Origin of the sequence: Nocardia sp. NPDC052566 (assembly GCF_044547285.1) — a bacterium.
GTDB lineage: Bacteria > Actinomycetota > Actinomycetes > Mycobacteriales > Mycobacteriaceae > Nocardia.
In genome coordinates this window covers 212,788-229,396 of the sequence record NZ_JBIUAF010000002.1, presented here as the reverse complement: position 1 = coordinate 229,396, position 16,609 = coordinate 212,788, and the positions used below count along the sequence as shown (strand labels likewise).

16 protein-coding genes and 1 riboswitch are annotated in these 16,609 nt (G+C 67.4%); of the genes, 12 read left to right on the top strand and 4 right to left on the bottom strand.

Features of this window, described 5'->3' with window-relative positions; translation table 11 throughout:
- Nucleotides 1–13 precede the first annotated feature (13 nt).
- Nucleotides 14–673 (bottom strand): TetR/AcrR family transcriptional regulator, encoded by a 660-nt coding sequence (locus ACIG5A_RS08435; protein ID WP_397239279.1) that lies wholly within the window; start codon nucleotides 671–673, stop codon nucleotides 14–16.
- A gap of 185 nt (nucleotides 674–858) precedes the next feature.
- Here ACIG5A_RS08435 and ACIG5A_RS08430 point away from each other — a divergent pair, with 185 nt between their 5' ends.
- From ACIG5A_RS08430 to ACIG5A_RS08375, 12 genes are all read left to right on the top strand, one after another.
- A complete protein-coding gene (locus tag ACIG5A_RS08430) occupies nucleotides 859–2,886 on the top strand; it encodes a CocE/NonD family hydrolase (RefSeq protein WP_397240577.1) in 2,028 nt (675 codons plus the stop codon).
- A gap of 132 nt (nucleotides 2,887–3,018) precedes the next feature.
- Complete coding sequence (locus tag ACIG5A_RS08425) at nucleotides 3,019–3,342, top strand: hypothetical protein (RefSeq protein ID WP_397239277.1); 324 nt, start codon at nucleotides 3,019–3,021, stop codon at nucleotides 3,340–3,342.
- The gene (locus tag ACIG5A_RS08420) at nucleotides 3,339–4,658 is read left to right on the top strand and encodes a hypothetical protein (RefSeq protein WP_397239275.1); all 1,320 of its coding nucleotides are present in this window, start codon (nucleotides 3,339–3,341) and stop codon (nucleotides 4,656–4,658) included. Before ACIG5A_RS08425 ends, ACIG5A_RS08420 begins: the two co-directional genes overlap by 4 nt.
- Nucleotides 4,645–5,544, top strand: coding sequence for a hypothetical protein (locus tag ACIG5A_RS08415; RefSeq protein ID WP_397239273.1), 900 nt, complete (start codon nucleotides 4,645–4,647; stop codon nucleotides 5,542–5,544). The genes ACIG5A_RS08420 and ACIG5A_RS08415 overlap by 14 nt, the downstream gene beginning before the upstream one ends.
- Before the next feature lie 76 nt (nucleotides 5,545–5,620).
- Nucleotides 5,621–6,823 carry an NAD-binding protein gene (locus ACIG5A_RS08410; protein ID WP_397239271.1) on the top strand — a complete coding sequence of 401 codons (1,203 nt, stop codon included), beginning with the start codon at nucleotides 5,621–5,623 and terminating at the stop codon, nucleotides 6,821–6,823.
- A 65-nt stretch (nucleotides 6,824–6,888) separates the two neighbouring features.
- Nucleotides 6,889–7,767 (top strand): ABC transporter ATP-binding protein, encoded by an 879-nt coding sequence (locus ACIG5A_RS08405; RefSeq protein WP_397239269.1) that lies wholly within the window; start codon nucleotides 6,889–6,891, stop codon nucleotides 7,765–7,767.
- Complete coding sequence (locus tag ACIG5A_RS08400) at nucleotides 7,764–8,933, top strand: ABC transporter permease (RefSeq protein WP_397239267.1); 1,170 nt, start codon at nucleotides 7,764–7,766, stop codon at nucleotides 8,931–8,933. The genes ACIG5A_RS08405 and ACIG5A_RS08400 overlap by 4 nt, the downstream gene beginning before the upstream one ends.
- A 38-nt stretch (nucleotides 8,934–8,971) precedes the next feature.
- The gene (locus tag ACIG5A_RS08395) at nucleotides 8,972–9,916 is read left to right on the top strand and encodes an NAD(P)H-dependent flavin oxidoreductase (protein WP_397239265.1); all 945 of its coding nucleotides are present in this window, start codon (nucleotides 8,972–8,974) and stop codon (nucleotides 9,914–9,916) included.
- Between the two features lie 109 nt (nucleotides 9,917–10,025).
- On the top strand, nucleotides 10,026–10,940 hold the full coding sequence (locus tag ACIG5A_RS08390) for an alpha/beta fold hydrolase (protein ID WP_397239263.1): 915 nt from the start codon (nucleotides 10,026–10,028) through the stop codon (nucleotides 10,938–10,940).
- Between the two features lie 89 nt (nucleotides 10,941–11,029).
- Entirely contained in the window at nucleotides 11,030–11,473 is a 444-nt protein-coding gene (locus ACIG5A_RS08385; RefSeq protein WP_397239261.1) for a helix-turn-helix domain-containing protein, read from the top strand.
- 60 nt (nucleotides 11,474–11,533) lie between these two features.
- Complete coding sequence (locus tag ACIG5A_RS08380) at nucleotides 11,534–12,169, top strand: PIN domain-containing protein (RefSeq protein WP_397239259.1); 636 nt, start codon at nucleotides 11,534–11,536, stop codon at nucleotides 12,167–12,169.
- Nucleotides 12,170–12,189: 20 nt separating this feature from the next.
- Nucleotides 12,190–12,765: a DinB family protein gene (locus ACIG5A_RS08375; RefSeq protein ID WP_397239257.1), complete on the top strand. Its 576-nt coding sequence runs from the start codon at nucleotides 12,190–12,192 to the stop codon at nucleotides 12,763–12,765.
- A gap of 35 nt (nucleotides 12,766–12,800) precedes the next feature.
- Here ACIG5A_RS08375 and ACIG5A_RS08370 read toward each other — a convergent pair whose 3' ends face one another.
- The 3 genes from ACIG5A_RS08370 to ACIG5A_RS08360 form a co-directional block, all read right to left on the bottom strand.
- A complete protein-coding gene (locus ACIG5A_RS08370) occupies nucleotides 12,801–14,171 on the bottom strand; it encodes an L-serine ammonia-lyase (RefSeq protein WP_397239255.1) in 1,371 nt (456 codons plus the stop codon).
- Complete coding sequence (gene glyA, locus ACIG5A_RS08365) at nucleotides 14,168–15,457, bottom strand: serine hydroxymethyltransferase (RefSeq protein WP_397239253.1); 1,290 nt, start codon at nucleotides 15,455–15,457, stop codon at nucleotides 14,168–14,170. Before glyA ends, ACIG5A_RS08370 begins: the two co-directional genes overlap by 4 nt.
- Nucleotides 15,458–15,495: 38 nt before the next feature.
- Nucleotides 15,496–15,604: riboswitch (glycine riboswitch) on the bottom strand.
- A 207-nt stretch (nucleotides 15,605–15,811) separates the two neighbouring features.
- Complete coding sequence (locus tag ACIG5A_RS08360; protein ID WP_397239251.1) at nucleotides 15,812–16,597, bottom strand: IclR family transcriptional regulator; 786 nt, start codon at nucleotides 16,595–16,597, stop codon at nucleotides 15,812–15,814.
- Between the last annotated feature and the right edge of the window lie 12 nt (nucleotides 16,598–16,609).

Sequence of the window (16,609 nt, the reverse complement as noted above, 5' to 3'; positions counted from 1 at the left end):
CGGATACGGCGACCTACGCCGCGGAATGCGGTGGCGCGCCGAGCAGAGTGAGCGCGATGAACGACAGCGTCGGCTCCAGCTCCGGCAGCGCGGCGGGGCCGCGGGTCTGCAGGCAGTCGCGAATGCGGTCGTCGAGGCCGCCGATGAGGAAGTCGAAGACGTCGTCGGGAAGTGGGCCCGTCAGCTGACCCGACTGCACGGCGAGGTCGTGCGCGGCGCGCATGCGGTCGGCGAAGACCGACATCATCCGCCGCCGATAGCCGGCCAGCTCGGGCCCGGCGATCAGCGCCTCGACGTGCACGGCTCGGGCGATGGCGGGGTCGTCGACGAGGACATCGAGGTAGGCGGTCAGCGAGGTGCGCACGAGCTGGCGCCAATCCTGCGGTGCGGCAGCCTTGATGGCGTCGGTGAGCCGGAGACGCAGGATCTCGACGATGGTCTCGAATCCGGCGGCGAAGCAGGATTCCTTGGAATCGAACAGCTCGTAGAAGGTGCGCCGGGAAACCTTGGCGCGCGCAACAAGATCGGCGACCGTCACCGGGTGATAGCCACGCTCGGCAATGGCGTCGAGCATGGCGACATACAGCCGGCCGCGCTGCGATTGGGCGACCTCCGCGCGGGTCAGCCCGTGCGGGCCGCGCGGCAAACGCTCGTCCAGGGTCGGCACATTCACCTCGTCCACGATATCAACGCGCCCCGAGGTGCGTGATCGCTCGCTGTGCACCATCGAGTTCCGTTATGGCGCAATCCATCATTGCCACTCGATAGTGAGAAACGTTACAGTACCCAACCAGTCGGGTACCCGGCTGTTTTTCGTTATCACGATGCGCAGTCCAACGAAGGGTGGGTCCGTTGCCGATGAAGGTTTTCCTGCGAAGATGGGTCGTCGGCGCCGCGGTGGCGGCGACGGTGATCGCCACGCTGACGGTGCCTGCGGCGCAGGCCGATCGGACCGCCGACGAGACGGCATGGACGGCGGCGCAAGACGAAGCGCCGAAGTATCCAGGGGTGCACATCGACTGGGATGTGCCGATCACCATGAGCGACGGCGTCGTCATCAAGGCCAACGTGTACCGGCCGATGGACGCGGCGGGCCGCATCGTCGACACACCGCTGCCGACCATCGTCAACATGACGCCGTACACGAAATTGGCGTACATGCTGCTGGATTCGGGGCTGTCGATTCCGGGGCTCTCGGATCCTCTTGTCACGCTGATCAATCGGTTCGACCTGTTCAATCTGAACGGCACGCCGTTCTCCGGTTTCGGTGATCAGGTCAAGACCCTGTCCGGAGGTATCGCGCGCGCGGTCACCGCGGACCGCAAGCTGATTCAGAGCGGATACACCGAGATCGTCGCCGACCTGCGCGGCACCGGTTTCTCCCAGGGGGTGTGGCAGGCCTTCGGCGAACGCGAGAAGCAGGACACCGCCGAGATCGCCGAATGGGCGGCGCGCCAACCATGGTCGGACGGCAAGGTCGGGCTCGCCGGTGTCTCCAACGGCGGGATCAGCGCGCTGCAGGGCGCCGAACAGCAACCACCGTCGGTGCAGGCGGTGTTCTCCGTCATCCCCGGCAGCGACCTCCTGCGCGACACGCTGGCGCCGGGCGGTGGCTTCGTCGTCGGCTTCGTCCCGTTCTGGCTCGCCGGGATCAACGTGGCCAAATGGCTGCCCGATCTCGTCTCGATCGCCACCGGCGGATTCGATTGGAAATGGCTGGCCGACCGGGTGGCCAGCCCGGTGACGTTCCTGGACACTCTCATTCGAGCGCTCTTCGTCCTTTCGGTCGATTCGATTCCGCCGGATATGCGGGCACTTCTCGATCCCGACGGCCCGTTCCGCGTCGGTATCACCGGGCATCCGGACAAGGTCGAGGCGCCGACCTTCATCGTCGGCGGCTGGCACGACATCTTCGCCAATTCCCAGCCCGAGGCCTACAACGCGATCCCGCTGCCGACCTCACAGAAGAAGCTGCTGATGGGCGACTGGTACCACAGCACCGCGGGCGCCGGCCTCGGCGTCGCCGGTGCGCCGCCGCGGATCGACGCACTACAGCGGGCCTGGTTCGACAAGTGGCTCAAGGGAATCGATAACGGCATCGACCGCTACAGCCCGCTGACGCTCTGGCAGCAGGGCGGCGGCTGGACCAGCACCGACCAATTCCCGCGCCCTGGAATGACTTACACCCGCCAGTACCTGTCCGCCGAGCCGAGCGGCACCACCGGCGCGGTGGTACACGACGGTTCGCTCCGCGCAGAGCCGCCGACATCGCCGACCAGGCTCACCGTCGCGCCCGGCCTGTCCACCGTCTGCTCCCGCGACGGCGCACAGGGCACCGCGGGGATCATGGGCATCATCGATGCGTGCGGTAAGGATTCGCGGATCGCCGAGACCGCGGCGCTCACCTTCACCGGCAATCCGGTCGCCGAGCCGACGCTGCTGTCCGGCCCGATCAACGTGCACCTCAACACCGTTCTCGACGCGACGGACGGATACTGGTCGGCCACACTCAACGACGTTGCCCCCGACGGCACCTCGACGGTGCTGAGCTCCGGGCAGCTCACCGCGTCGCTGCGCAAGAACGACGACGGCAAGAGCAAGATTTTGCCCAACGGCGATTACACCGCACCATTTCCGGTGCTCACCCTCGCCGATCGGGAGCCGGTGGCGCCGGGACAGCCGACCGTGCTCGATGTCGGCCTGGTCGCCACCGACGCCGTGCTGCCACCGGGCCACCGGTTGCGCGTTGACATCTACGCCGCAAACTTTCCGCGCGGCATGATGATTCCCGCGCTGCTGCTCGAATCCCAGCTCCGGCCGCAGCATCTCGAGCTCGATCCGGCGTCGCCCAGCTGGGTGAATGTGCCTCTGAACCGGCCCATCTAGCACACTGAGCAGCGATTAGGCGAGAGGACCGTAAGACTTCCGGTGGTGGCGCGGTCCGGGTCCGCGCGAAGTACGCTCGGTGGGTCGAGTCATGCCGCGACAGCGAAGTAGTGGTTTCCGTGAGGGGGAACAGTGGACACGCTGAAGGTCGACCCGGTGGCGATGGCCACCTACACCGCGATCGCGGACACGGTGTCGCAACAGCTGGCGTCGGCGGCCGAAGTGGCTGTCGGCGCGGTCAATCCGGAGCGATTGGCCGCCGACCTCGGCTTGGTCGGCAGCCAGTTCGCGCAGCGGTTCACCGCGGCCGTGCAGGAGCACACCGACGCGCTGTCCACCGCGGGCAAGCTGGTCGCCGCGTACGGTGAACTGCTGCGCGGCTACACCGGCCAGGTACAGAGCGTCGACGCGGGCACCTCCGATGCCGTCGCCCGAGCCGGGGAGGCGCTGCCATGAGAAGGATCGCCGCACTGCGCAAACGGTCGGCCGCGCCGCCGACCAGCACCGAGAGCTCCGCGCTGCCAACCGATCCCAACGTCGATCCGCCGCTGGTCGCGACGCTGATACAGCCGCTGCTGAAGTTGCGCGCCTCGCTCGGCACCGGCGTCGGCACACCGGATGCCACCATCACCGCCGCGCTCTCGGCCGCGTCGACACAGGCCGCCGACACCGAGGGACCGCATCGCGACGGCCTGCACGCGCTGGAATCGACATGGACCGCACGTACCGCCGATGCCGCGGTGCCCGCGCTGCGCACCACGCAGACCGAGATCGGCGAAATCTCCGACCGTGGACCGGCATACCTTTCGGTGCTGTCCGACGCACAGGCCACGAGCAGCCGTGCGGCGAAGAAGGTCGACCAGATCATCGCCGACTTCCGCCGCGACGCCAGGCAGATCCTGGCCAACGCCACCACCTCCCCGGATACCGATGCCGTTGTCGCACGCGCCGCGCAGGCGCTGCGCGACGCCATCACCGCGGTGACCGGCGCGCAGACCGAAATGGATGACCACACGCGGAGATTGGACGGGATGGGGCCGCTCACCGTCACCCAGCCCGCGGGCGTCGGACAGTACGGGACGGGCGGGACCGCGCAGCCGGGCACCGCGGCGACCGGCGCCGCCGGTGTCGCGCTCGATCCGGCCCAGGCGGCGCAACTCCAGTTGCAGCAGTCGCTGATCTCCGCGGGCGTACAGCTCGGCACCGCGGCGATCGATGCCGGGGTGAATATCGGCACGCACCTCATCGACAAGATCGTCGAGGTCGGCACCAAGGCCATGGATACCGTCGCCGCATCGGCGGACAAGGCGATCGACAAGGGACTCTCGGAGCTGCTGCACCCCGGCAGCACCACCGCCAATGCCGGTGACACGGCGAAGAGTTCGTCGACCGGCACCTCCGGCTCACAGTTCGATTTCGGCGCCAAGAGCGGCCAGCCGACGGCGAACAGCAGACCGGGTGCGGTGATCCCACCGGCGCAGAACGATTCCTCGGCCGCGGGCAGGCCGGAAAGCAGACCGCCGACCTCGCAGCCGCCGTTCTCCGGCAACCAGCAGCCGTCCACCGGTACGCAATCCGGTGCGCCCGCCCACGATCCGCCGCAGCAGCCCGGCACCACCGGCGGTGTCGCGATGCCGCCGCCGCGCATGGGCGAGGATCAGGAACGACCCCGTGACGGTCAGCTCGGGGTGACCGTGCCCGCGCTGATCGAGCAGGAGCCGGTCACCGTACCGGCCGCCGTCATCGGCGATTTCGGCGATGACACGCTCTGACGATTCCCACGCTGACGATTCCCAGGGCGCGGGCAATCCGTTCGATACCGGGCTGCCCATGCTGCGCACCCCCGCGCGGCCGCACGCGCACCCGCAGCCGAAGCGGCGGCGCACCCGGCGGTCGGAGGATTGGGAACGCTGGCTCGACGAACCCGCACCCGCCACCGAGCTCCCCCCGGCGCCGCCGCGCCCGGATCGCATGCGCGACAACGATATTCAACCGGGCCCACCCGACGACACCGGCGTGCTGATCCCCGCGATCATCGACCGGTCCGGCACCAATCCCGGTACCGCGGTGCGCCGCCCACGACGGCAGGCGGAGGAACCGCGCGGCGGCAAGCTGCTCGGCGCGGCGATCGGTGTGGTCATCGCGATCGCCCTCGTCTCGGCGGGACTCTTCGTCTTCGGCGGGCCGAGCGAACGCGCGGCCGTCGCCACGCCGACGACCGGACCGCTCGGCGCCGCCGAACGCACCTCGGCGCCGGTCCAGTCGGATATCGCGACACCGGGCTGCGAGCAGCGGCACACCCCGGATGTGGTGTCCGGCACCGATCCCGGCGGCACCGGCGACGGACCGTCGGCGATCCTCGCCTTCGAACGCGCCTACTACGTCCAGCGTTCGGGCTACGCGGCGCGCGAGGTGGTCGCCGCCAACTCGACCGTGCCACCGGCGGTCCAGATCCAGCGCGGCATCGACAAGGTCCCCGCAGGCACCCGTTACTGCGTGCGGATCACCCGCACCGAGGGCGGCGACGTCGCCGAGGCGAAGTGGAAAGTCGAACTCACCCAACAGCATCCCGGCGCGGCGCCACAGACGTTCATCCAGCTCGTCACCACCCGCACCGCCGCCAATCGCACGCTGATCACCGCGATCGCTACCGGCTGAACCGATCTCGTTGTCGCGCGGGCCGGATACGAGGTGTACTGGATAGGGCAACTCTCGCAACAGGTTCAGGTGCCTCATGGAACGCTCGTCAGAACTCCGGGTCGGTGTGGTCGGCGGCAGCATCGCGGGCTGCGCGATGGCATTGGCGGTATCGAACGCGGGCGCCGATGTCACCGTTTTCGAACGCAGCGCGGGCAGGCTGGCCGAACGCGGATTCGGGATCGGCATGCCGAAGCCGCTGCGCGAACAGCTCGTCGCCGCGGGCTATCTGGCACCCGCCACACCGGTCCATGCGGTGGCACAACGGATCTGGCTCACCCGCGCGCCGGACGTCACCGGGGTGCGCGAGCTCTACCGGCAGCCGACTCCGGTCGTCACCTGCAACTGGGGTCTGCTGTGGCAGGGGCTGCGCAGCCGCATTCCCGAGGTCGACTATCGCACCGGCGTCGCGGTGGATCGGGTGCGGCGCACCGAGGACGGCGGCGCGCTGGTCGGCGCCGCGGGCACCGAGGAGCGCTTCGACCTGGTGATCGGCGCGGACGGCTACCACTCCATGATCCGGCGCCTGGTCGACCCGGACAGCGTGCTGCGCCCCGCGGGCTACACGCTGTGGCGCGCCTCCTACCCGGAAGCCCTACTGCCGCGACCGGTTCCGGAGCTGGAAGCGAATATCGTCACCGCGGTCTTCCCGAACGGGCATGCGATCTTCTACTTCATCCCCGATGCCCCCGCGCCGAACGGCCACACCGGGCGCAAGCTCAATTGGGCCGTCTACGCCTATCCGCCCGCCGAGCTGACCGCCGATCAGCACTATCTGCCCGGCGAATCGGCCGCACCGGCCCATTACATCAAAGGCCTGGCCGAGCGCGAACTCCCGGCACGCTGGGCACGCCTCGTCACGGCGACCGACGATGCGGCCATCGCCGCCCATCCGGTCGCCGATCTCACCGTAACCCGGTATGCGGCAGGGCCGTTCCTGCTCGCCGGTGATGCCGGTGCGCTCGCCCGCCCGCATACCGCGAGCGGCGCGATGAAGGCGGTCGAGGACGCGCTGTTCCTCCAGCGCGCGCTGCGGGAGCAGCCGGGACTACCCGAGGCGCTGGCCGAATACGACCGGACCCGGTGCGACGAGGGCAACCGGCTCGCGCTGCTCGGCCGCCGCCTCGGCCACGACCAGGTGGAGGCCACGCCCGACTGGCTCCTGATGGACCCGCTCTCGATGCAGGCGTGGACGACCAGGACCCTCGCCGGCCTCGACCACTATCTGTACAGGCGGTAGCGAGGTCCGACGATCCGCCGTTTCTCCTCGGTAGGGTGGTTTCAACGACGGAGACAGGGGGCTCGATGTTGGAACTAGCGCACTTGGTGCGCCGCTTCGGGGAGAACGTGGCCGTGAACGAGGTGTCGTTCACGGTGGAGCCCGGTGTGCTGACCGGATTCGTCGGCGCCAACGGGGCGGGCAAGACCACAACCATGCGCATGATCATGGGCGTGCTCGCCGTCCACGGCGGCGAGATCCGCTGGCGCGGGCAGCCGGTGACGGCCGGGGATCGCCGCTCGTTCGGGTACATGCCCGAGGAGCGCGGCCTGTACCCGAAACAGCCGGTGCTCGATCAACTCGTTTATTTGGCACGGCTGCGCGGCATGGCGGCGGGCGACGCGAAACAGCGCGCCGAGGAGCTGCTCGCGCGGTTCACCCTCGCCGACCGGGCCGAGGACAAGCTGGAATCGCTCTCGCTCGGCAACCAGCAGCGGGTGCAGATCGCGGCCGCCGTGGTCGCGCAGCCCGCCGCGCTGATCCTCGACGAGCCGTTCTCCGGGCTCGATCCGGTGGCCGTCGATTCCATGGCGGAGCTGCTGCGTGACTATGCCGCACAGGGTGTTCCAGTGCTGTTCTCCTCGCATCAGCTCGACCTGGTCGAGCGGTTGTGCGATCGGCTGGTGATCCTGGCGGCGGGCCGGGTGGTCGGCAATGGATCGGTGGCGCAGTTGCGCGCCAACGGACGGCCGCGCTATCGGCTCGTCCTCGGCGGTGATGCGGGCTGGGTCGGCAACGTCGCCGGGGTGGATGTGCTCGAGACCAACGGGCGATCCGTCCTGCTCGAGTTGACCGGTGCGACCACCGACAAGTTGCTCGCCGAGGCGCTGTCGCGCGGGTCGGTGCACGAGCTGGCCGAGGTGCGCCCGTCGGTGTCGGAGATCTACCGCGAGGTGACGGCATGAACGGGGCATGGCGGATCGTCGCCGCCCGCGAGATCGCGGTGAAGCTGCACGACCGCAACTTCCTCATCTCCACCGTCATCACGATCGTCGCGATCGTCGCGTCGCTGGCCATCAGCGGGTTCATCAGCAACCGCACCGACACGATCGATGTGGCCGTCGCGGGCGCGGACACCGAACAGGTCGTCACGGCGGCCAACGCGATCACCGAAAGCACCCACAAGAAGGTCCGCTTCACCGCGCACAAGGAGGCCGATGTCGCGGCGGTCGAGCGGCAGGTGCGCGATGAATCCGTCGACGTCGGGCTGGTGCCCAACGATCCGAGCGGGTGGCGGCTCATCGGCAAGACCTCGGAGAACGACAATGCCGCGACCTATCTGGGCGCGGCGGCACAGCAGCTCGCCCTGCAGCGCAACGCCGTTGCCGCGGGCACCTCGATCGAACAGCTCGGGCGCGGCGGTGCGGTGAGCTACGACCTGCTCGACAAGGCCGGGGTCTCGCCCGGTCTCGCCAGGATCGTCGCGTTCGTCTTCGCCTTCCTGTTCTATGTGTCCTCGATCCTGTTCGGCATGTCCATCGCGCAGAGCGTCATCGAGGAGAAGCAGAACCGCATCGTCGAGATACTGGCCAGCGCGATTCCGTTGCGGCAGTTGCTGATCGGCAAGGTGATCGGTAACACCGTGATGGCGTTCGGGCAGTTGGCGCTGTTCATCGGCGCGGGCTTGATCGGCTTGGCCGCCACCGGAAGAGGCGATCAGATCGCCCAGATCGGTGGCGCCGCAGGATGGTTCATCGTCTTCTTCGTCGTCGGATTCCTCGCACTCGCCAGCCTGTGGGCGGTGGCCGGGTCACTCGCGACGCGCAGCGAAGACCTCCAGTCGACCGCCATGCCCATGACGATGCTCATCATGGCCGTGCTGTTCGCGGGCATCTTCCTCTCCGGGACCTGGCGGGTGATCGCGTCCTATATCCCTGTCGTCTCCATCGTCGCGATGCCGGGCCGCCTGGCCGACGGCACCGCATCCTGGTGGGAACCCGTGATCTCGCTGCTGCTCATGGGTGCGGCCGCCTACGGGATCGTGATTCTCGCGGAGAAGATCTATCGCCGGTCGCTGATGCAGACCCAATCGCGCTTGAGCATCAGACAGGCACTCGCCGTAGAGGATTGAGGGTGCCTCGACATAATCGGTGAAGGATTGATGCGCCTATGGGATTGACGACGGCACTCACCGAAATGTTCGGCGTCACGGTGCCGATCGCGAACGCGCCGATGGGCGGGTCCGCGGGCGGGGCGCTGGCTGCCGCGGTGTCCGATGGCGGCGGGCTCGGCATGATCGGTGGCGGACGAGGTGATCTCGCATGGCTCGACCGCGAGATGACGCTGGCCGCGCGATCGACCGAGAAACCGTGGGGTGTTGGATTTCTCAGCTGGGCGATCGATATCGCGGTGGTGGACTGGGTGGTTGAGCGCCGCCCGGCCGCGGTGATGTTCTCCTTCGGCAACCCGGATCTGTTTGTGCCACGAGTTCGAGCCGCGGGCATTCCGGTCTTGGTACAGGTCACGGATCTGGACGAGGCCGGACGAGCCCTCGATCTCGGTGCCGATGTCGTGATCGCGCAGGGCGGTGAGGCTGGTGGTCACGGCGGATCCGGTTGGGCGACATTGCCTTTCGTGCCCGCTGTGGTCGATATGGCCGGACCGACACCGGTGCTCGCCGCGGGTGGTATCGCGGATGGCCGTGGTGTCGGGGCGGCATTGGTCCTGGGTGCGGCGGGTGCGTTGATCGGCACTCGATTTCAGGCGAGCGCGGAGGCGCTCGTCGCGTCCGAGGTGAGCAAGGCGCTCGTCGACGCTGGCGGCGCGGATACCGAACGCAGCAGGGTCACCGATATTTTGCGTGGTGCGCGGTGGCCGTCGCGGTATCCGGCGCGCACGGTGCGTGACGAGCATGTCGAGCGGTGGCGCGGGCGTGAGGACGAACTTGTCGAAGATCTCGCCGCGCAGCGGGCGTTTCGCGCTGAGAAGCGCGGATTGCCGCTGTGGGCAGGGCAATCCGTGGAGCTGATCACCAACATACGCTCGGCGACCGAACTGGTCGCGCGGCTGGCGGATGAGGCCGAGAGCGCACTGATTCGCGCCTATCCGAATTGATTCGGCCCCGCTTAAACGTATACCGACGGGGCGGGCTTGCCGCAAGACCCCCTCTAGCGCCCATAATCGCAGGTCTCAGCCGTGCTAGCCCAAATGAAGGCGAGGAATTGTGACCGAGGAGATGGCAGTGGACGTCGGCCCGTCGAAGATCGACATGGCCTACGAACGGCTCGGCGACCCGAGCATGCCGCCGGTATTGCTGTTGATGGGGGCGGGCGGGCAGCTGGTCGATTGGCCGGACGGTTTCTGCGCCGAATTGGTCGATCGCGGGCTGCATCTCATCCGATTCGACAGCCGCGACTCCGGCCGCTCGACCCGCTTCGACAAGGGACCGGCACCCGATATTCGCGCGGCGATGGCGGGCGACCTGTCCTCGGCCGCCTACACCCTCTCCGATATGGCCGCCGACACCGCCGGCCTGCTCGACGCGCTCGGCATCGACAGCGCCCACCTGATCGGCGCCTCCCAGGGCGGCATGGTCGCCCAAACCATCGCGATCGAACACCCGGCCCGCGTCCGCTCCCTGACCTCCATGATGTCCACCACCGGCAACCCCAACGTCGGCCAGCCGCACCCCGACGGCTTCAGCACCGAGGGCCCGCCACCCACCGACCGGGCGGCCTACATCGACTGGTCCGTCCGCACCAAACGAGCGTTCCGCTCCGGCTCCGGCTTCGCATTCGACGAACCAGCCACCGCCGCCCTGGCTGGCCGAGTCTTCGACCGCGGCTGGGACATCAACGGCTTCCTCCGCCAAGCCACCGCCGTCCTCGCCTCCGGCGACCGCACCCCGCACCTGCGCGAACTCGACATCCCCACCCTCGTCATCCACGGCGCCGCCGACCGCGGCATCGACATCTCCGGCGGTCGAGCCACCGCCGAAGCCATCCCCAACGCCACCCTCGTCCTCCTCGAAGGAATGGGCCACTTCCTCCCCAAAGAACTCTGGCCAACCCTCACCACCCACATCTCAGCCCTCATCCACCGCACTGAACAGGCCCGCGACGCCATCACCCCCTCTTGACCAGCTGCTGCCGCCCCACAAATCAGTTGCACTTATAAGTGCAAGTCGATACGGTGAATCGACCGCAGGACCGGACAGGAGTAGGGCTGATGAGCAAGACACTCATCCGCGACGGCAGGGCAATCCTGTCGATCACGTCGAGCGAAGTCGAGCAGGCTCGCGTGTTCAAAGCCCTTGTGGACGACGGCGGCACCTTGATCGGCCACCGAGGCGACAACGCCATCGCGATGCCCGCCGAACTGGCCTCGCTCGTCGGCCAGGTGCTGGAGCTCGTGAGCCGCGGCTGCACGGTCACGGTGGCCAGCGTGCCCAGCGAGTTGACGACGACAACGGCCGCGAAGATCCTGGGCGTCTCCCGTCCGACCTTGATGAAGTTGATCAAGGACGGAAAAATGCCCTCCCACAAGGTCCGATCGCACACCCGACTGCTCAGCAAAGACGTCTTCGCCTACAAAGAACAGCAGCGAGCCGAGCAGCGAATCGCCTTCGACGAACTCCGCCGACTGGAGGACGAACTCGGCATACGCGACTGACCGCCACATCGCCGCAACGGTTCGGAACCCTTGTCGTACACCGTCACTAACATCCTCGACATGGTCAGCGGGAGGGGCACCAAGGTACTGGTCGATGCCAACGTCTTCTACTCGCGCACGCTGCGCGACTGGTTGGCCTTGCTCTACCTTCACGGCTGCAACGAGATGTTCGAGGTCATGTGGACCGACGACATCATGGCCGAATTCCACTATCACCTACGGAAGAACAACCCGTTCCTGGCTGACGCCCAGGTCGGTGGCATACGGCGACGACTCGAGAGGTTGTTCCAAAGCGGACGGATTATCGGGTTTACCGTTGATCCGTCCGGTGAGTATCCCGATGTCGGCGATGCTCACGTCCACTGCGCCGCAGTACACGGCCAGGTCGATATCCTGTTGACGGGCAACACAAAGCACTTTCGCGAGATCGATGACCTCCCCTACGAGATCTACACACCAGACGAGTTCTTCGAACTGGTCGACGACAGCGCACCGAATGTCGTACTCGCCGTGACGAAGGAACAACTCGTGTACCACTGCCAAATGAGCAGCCGCGGTAGTGGCGTTTCATTGCCAGAGATGCTGAAGAAGGCGGGAGCCCCGGTGTTCGCCGAGCGTGTCCGCCAGCACCTGCACTCCGTGGATATCAACGCGCTCTTGGGAGTTCCGCTAGGGAAAGCCGAGCGGAACGAGTGATCGCATGGCAAGGTCGTGGGATGAATGCAGCGGATCCGAAGGCGGACTTGCACCGTTATTTGCGGGTGGCTCGGGAAGCGTTGGTGTGGAAGCTCGATGGGTTGTCCGACTATGAGGTGCGGCGGCCGATGGTGGCTACCGGGACCAATCTGCTCGGGCTGATCAAGCATCTGGCGTATGTCGAATTCGGTTACTTCGGGACTACTTTCGGGCGGCCGCACGGGGTGGCGGAGCCCGATTTCGATGCCGATCCGACCGTCGACATGTGGGCGGCACCCGATGAGTCGCGGGAGGAGATTCTCGACCTCTACCGCCGGGCGTGGGCACATTCGGATGCGACGATCGAGGCACTACCCCTGGACGCGATCGGGCACGTCCCGCACTGGTCGAAAGAGCACGCCACCGTAACCCTGCACCAAATACTGGTCCACGTCCTCGCCGAAACGAACCGCCACGCCGGCCACGCCGACATCCTCCGCGAACTCATCGACGGCACCGTCGGCCACCGCGACGGCAACGACAACATGCCCCCCGGCGAGACGGACTGGCGGCACTACCGCGACAAACTGGAACAGGTCGCCCGATCGGCGTCGTGATCCGAGGCCGGGTCGCGACGACCCTCATCTGCCGATCAGCATTCGACGACGGCTACCGCCAGGCCTCCCTGGGAGGTTTCCTTGTATTTGTCGAGCATGTCGGCGCCGGTGGCGCGGAGGGTCTGGATGACTTTGTCGAGGGAGACGTGGTGGATGCCGTCGCCTCGGATGGCCATGCGGGCGGCGGTGATCGCTTTGACGGCGGCGATGCCGTTGCGTTCTATGCAGGGGATTTGGACGAGGCCGCCGATGGGATCGCAGGTGAGGCCGAGGTTGTGTTCTATGCCGATTTCGGCGGCGTTCTCGATCTGTTCGGGGGTGCCGCCGAGGATGGCGGCCAGTCCGGCGGCGGCCATGGCGCAGGCGGCACCGACCTCGCCCTGACAGCCGACCTCGGCGCCGGAGATGGAGGCGTTCTCCTTGATCAGCTGGCCGATCGCGGCCGCGGTGAGCAGGAATTCGACGATGCTGTCGTCGTCGACGCCGGTGACGAACTGCTGGACGTAGTGCAGCACAGCGGGGACGATGCCCGCGGCACCGTTGGTCGGCGCGGTGACGACCCGGCCGCCCGCGGCGTTCTCCTCGTTGACGGCCATGGCGTACAGCGTGACCCACTCCATGGCGCGCAACGGGTCGGTGTCATCGGATTCGGCGGTGAGGCGCTCGAACAGCGTGGCGGCGCGACGGCGCACGCGCAGCGTTCCCGGCAGCACGCCGGAACTCGACATCCCCCGTTCGACGCACTGCCGCATGACTTTCCAGATCGACAGCAGATCGGCGCGCACCTGATCCGCACTGCGCGAGCACATCTCGTTGGCGAGCATCAGCGCGCTGATCGACAGCCCGGTGGCGGTGGTGAGCGCGAGCAGTTCACCTGCCGTGCGGAACGGGTACGGCACCATCACCGGTTGCCCGGCGGCCCGCTCCCCGATCTCGTCCTGGTCGAGCACGAAACCACCTCCGACGGAATAGAACTGGCGCTCCAGCAGCACCCGCCCCGCCCCGTCGGACGCACGGAACAGCATCCCGTTGGTGTGATAGTCCAGCTTGATCCGCCCTAGCAGTTCGATATCGTCGTCGACGGCGAACGCGATCGGCTGCACGCCGCCGAGCCGCAGGATCCCGCTGGCCCGCACCTCGGTGTCGGTGCTGAACACCACGTCCGGATCCACGGTCTCCGGCCGCTCACCGGACAGCCCGGCGACCACCGCCCCGACACTGCCGTGCCCATGCCCGGTCGCACCTAGCGAGCCGTACAGATGAACCCGGACGGCAGCCGTATCATGCAGCACCCCTGCGGCTTTCAGCCGCTCGATGAACGCGCCCGCGGCACGCATCGGGCCGACGGTGTGCGAACTCGACGGCCCGATGCCGACCCGGAACAGGTCGAAAGCGCTGATGGTCACGCGCGCATGCCCGGGTAGAGCGGAAACCGCTGCGCCAGTGCGTCGACCCGCGCGCCGAGCGCCGCCACCGATTCGGTCTTCAGCAGCGCGGCCGCGACGATATCGGCGACCTCGGCGAACGCCTCGGTGTCGAAGCCGCGGGTGGCCAGCGCCGGTGTCCCGATCCGCAGCCCGGAGCTCACCATCGGCGGCCGCGGATCGAACGGAATCGCGTTGCGGTTCACGGTGATCCCGATCGACGCCAGCACGTCCTCGCCCTGTTTGCCGTCGAGTTCGGCGTCGCGCAGATCGACGAGAACGAGATGCACGTCGGTACCGCCGCTGACCACGCCGATACCTGCGGCCCGGCAGTCCTCGGCGAGCAGCCGGTCGGCCAGAATGCGGGCGCCCGCGAGCGTCCGCTCCTGCCGCTCACGGAACTCCGGTTCCGCCGCCATCTTGAAGGCGACGGCCTTCGCCGCGATCACGTGCTCGAGCGGCCCGCCCTGCTGGCCCGGAAACACCGCCGAGTTCATCTTCTTGCCCAATTCCGGTGTGGCGAGGATGAATCCGCCGCGCGGACCACCGAGCGTCTTGTGCGTGGTCGAGGTGACAACATGCGCGTGCGGCACCGGCGAGGGGTGCAGCCCGGCCGCGACCAGACCGGCGAAGTGCGCCATGTCGACCATCAGGTACGCGCCGACTTCGTCGGCGATCCGGCGGAATTCGGCGAAGTCGAGCTGACGCGGATAGGCCGACCAGCCCGCGACGATCAGCTTCGGCTTGTGCTCGTGCGCCAGCCGGGCCACCTCGTCCATGTCGACCAGCTGGTCCTCGGCCCGAACATGATAGGCCGCGACGTCATAGAGCCGCCCGGAGAAGTTGAGCTTCATACCGTGCGTGAGATGACCGCCGTGGTCGAGCGCCAAGCCGAGAATGTGATCGCCCGGTTGCAGCAGCGCGTGCATCACCGCCGCATTGGCCTGTGCCCCCGAATGCGGTTGGACGTTGGCATATTCGGCGTGGAACAGCGCGCGCAACCGCGCGATGGCCAGCGTCTCGACCTCGTCGATATGCTCGCAGCCGCCGTAGTAGCGACGTCCGGCATACCCCTCGGCGTACTTGTTGGTCAGCACGGTGCCCTGGGCCTGCATGACCGCGAGCGGCGCGTAGTTCTCCGAGGCGATCATTTCCAGTCCGCGCTGCTGCCGATCGATTTCGCGATCGACGATCGCGGCGACGACGGGGTCGAAGTCGCGCAGCGAGGCGTCCAGTTCGGTGCGGACGGCGGAGGCGGGGTCGGCCATGGGAGAGCCTTTCATCGACGCGGATGCGTGGGGTTGGCTCCTCCCGCTCTGTCCAATGGCCTGAGAGATTCACGGCACAGTCACTGTGCGCTTGCCCCGTCGGCGAGTGCGCACTCGAAACGCGCACTACTTTCCAGAGTTGCCTGCGCGCAGCGGTACTGGGCCTGAGAGATTCCCGGGAGGGTGTTGCTCCTTCGGCTCTCCATCGAAATGGAGATCTCCCGCTGCGGTTGAACGGCGGATATTCAGTTGACTATCGAGTTGCGTAATACGATACAGTTGCGCAAAGCGCAACACGCGCGCGCTACGCAACTCAGTATTGTCCGGGTCACACCCCTTGTCAACGCGAGAGCGTCAGCCCAGATAACCGAGCCGCCTGCTGATCCCCGCCGCGCTCTTGATGGTCAGCTGCGCCATCTGCGCGAACCGATCCTGACTCATCCGATACGACGGCCCGGAAACGCTCAGCGCGGCCACCATCACGCCGTTGTGGTCGTACACCGGCGCGGCGACCGCGTTCAACCCGATCTCGAGTTCCTCGCGCACATCGGCCCAGCCGTTCGCCCGCACCTGCGCCAGCTGAGCGGCCAGATCGGCGACCTTGGTCAGCGTATTCGCGGTGAACGCCTCGAGTTTCGTACCGACCCGCTTGCGCATCTCCGCGGGCTCCAGCCCGGCCAGCAGCACCTTGCCGCTGGAGGTGGCGTGCGCGGGGCAGCTCTGCCCGACCCATGACCGCAGCGCGATCGAGCCGGGTCCGATCGCCTCGACGATATTGATGATCCGATTGCCGTCCAGCACAGCGATATTCGTCGTCTCCCCGGATTCGGCCGCGAGCGCGTTGCACGCGCCCTGGCTCTGCGAGACGAGATCGACCTGGGCGCTTGTCGATCCGGCGAGCCGGACGATGGAGAAGCCGAGCCGGTACTTGCCACGGTCGGACAGCTGTTCGACATATCCGCGCGATTCCAGCACGGTGATCAACCGGGAAACGGTAGATTTGTGCACGCCGAGTTCGGCGGCGATCTCCGTGACGCCCGCCTGGCCGAGTTTGGCGATGATCTCCATGACGAGCAGCGCGCGATCGACCGACTGCACCGCGGCAGCCCGCCCGCTGTCTTCCATGTCCTGTTTCGCCATGACAATCGCCAT

Excerpts from the sequence above, each read along its gene's own strand:
- ACIG5A_RS08430 (WP_397240577.1), top strand. The coding sequence starts at position 859 with ATGAAGGTTTTCCTGCGAAGATGGGTCGTCGGCGCCGCGGTGGCGGCG.
- ACIG5A_RS08420 (WP_397239275.1), top strand. The coding sequence starts at position 3,339 with ATGAGAAGGATCGCCGCACTGCGCAAACGGTCGGCCGCGCCGCCGACC.
- ACIG5A_RS08415 (WP_397239273.1), top strand. The coding sequence starts at position 4,645 with ATGACACGCTCTGACGATTCCCACGCTGACGATTCCCAGGGCGCGGGC.
- ACIG5A_RS08410 (WP_397239271.1), top strand. The coding sequence starts at position 5,621 with ATGGAACGCTCGTCAGAACTCCGGGTCGGTGTGGTCGGCGGCAGCATC.
- ACIG5A_RS08405 (WP_397239269.1), top strand. The coding sequence starts at position 6,889 with ATGTTGGAACTAGCGCACTTGGTGCGCCGCTTCGGGGAGAACGTGGCC.
- ACIG5A_RS08400 (WP_397239267.1), top strand. The coding sequence starts at position 7,764 with ATGAACGGGGCATGGCGGATCGTCGCCGCCCGCGAGATCGCGGTGAAG.
- ACIG5A_RS08395 (WP_397239265.1), top strand. The coding sequence starts at position 8,972 with ATGGGATTGACGACGGCACTCACCGAAATGTTCGGCGTCACGGTGCCG.
- ACIG5A_RS08385 (WP_397239261.1), top strand. The coding sequence starts at position 11,030 with ATGAGCAAGACACTCATCCGCGACGGCAGGGCAATCCTGTCGATCACG.
- ACIG5A_RS08380 (WP_397239259.1), top strand. The coding sequence starts at position 11,534 with ATGGTCAGCGGGAGGGGCACCAAGGTACTGGTCGATGCCAACGTCTTC.
- ACIG5A_RS08375 (WP_397239257.1), top strand. The coding sequence starts at position 12,190 with ATGAATGCAGCGGATCCGAAGGCGGACTTGCACCGTTATTTGCGGGTG.
- glyA (WP_397239253.1), bottom strand. The coding sequence starts at position 15,457 with ATGGCCGACCCCGCCTCCGCCGTCCGCACCGAACTGGACGCCTCGCTG.
- ACIG5A_RS08360 (WP_397239251.1), bottom strand. The coding sequence starts at position 16,597 with ATGGCGAAACAGGACATGGAAGACAGCGGGCGGGCTGCCGCGGTGCAG.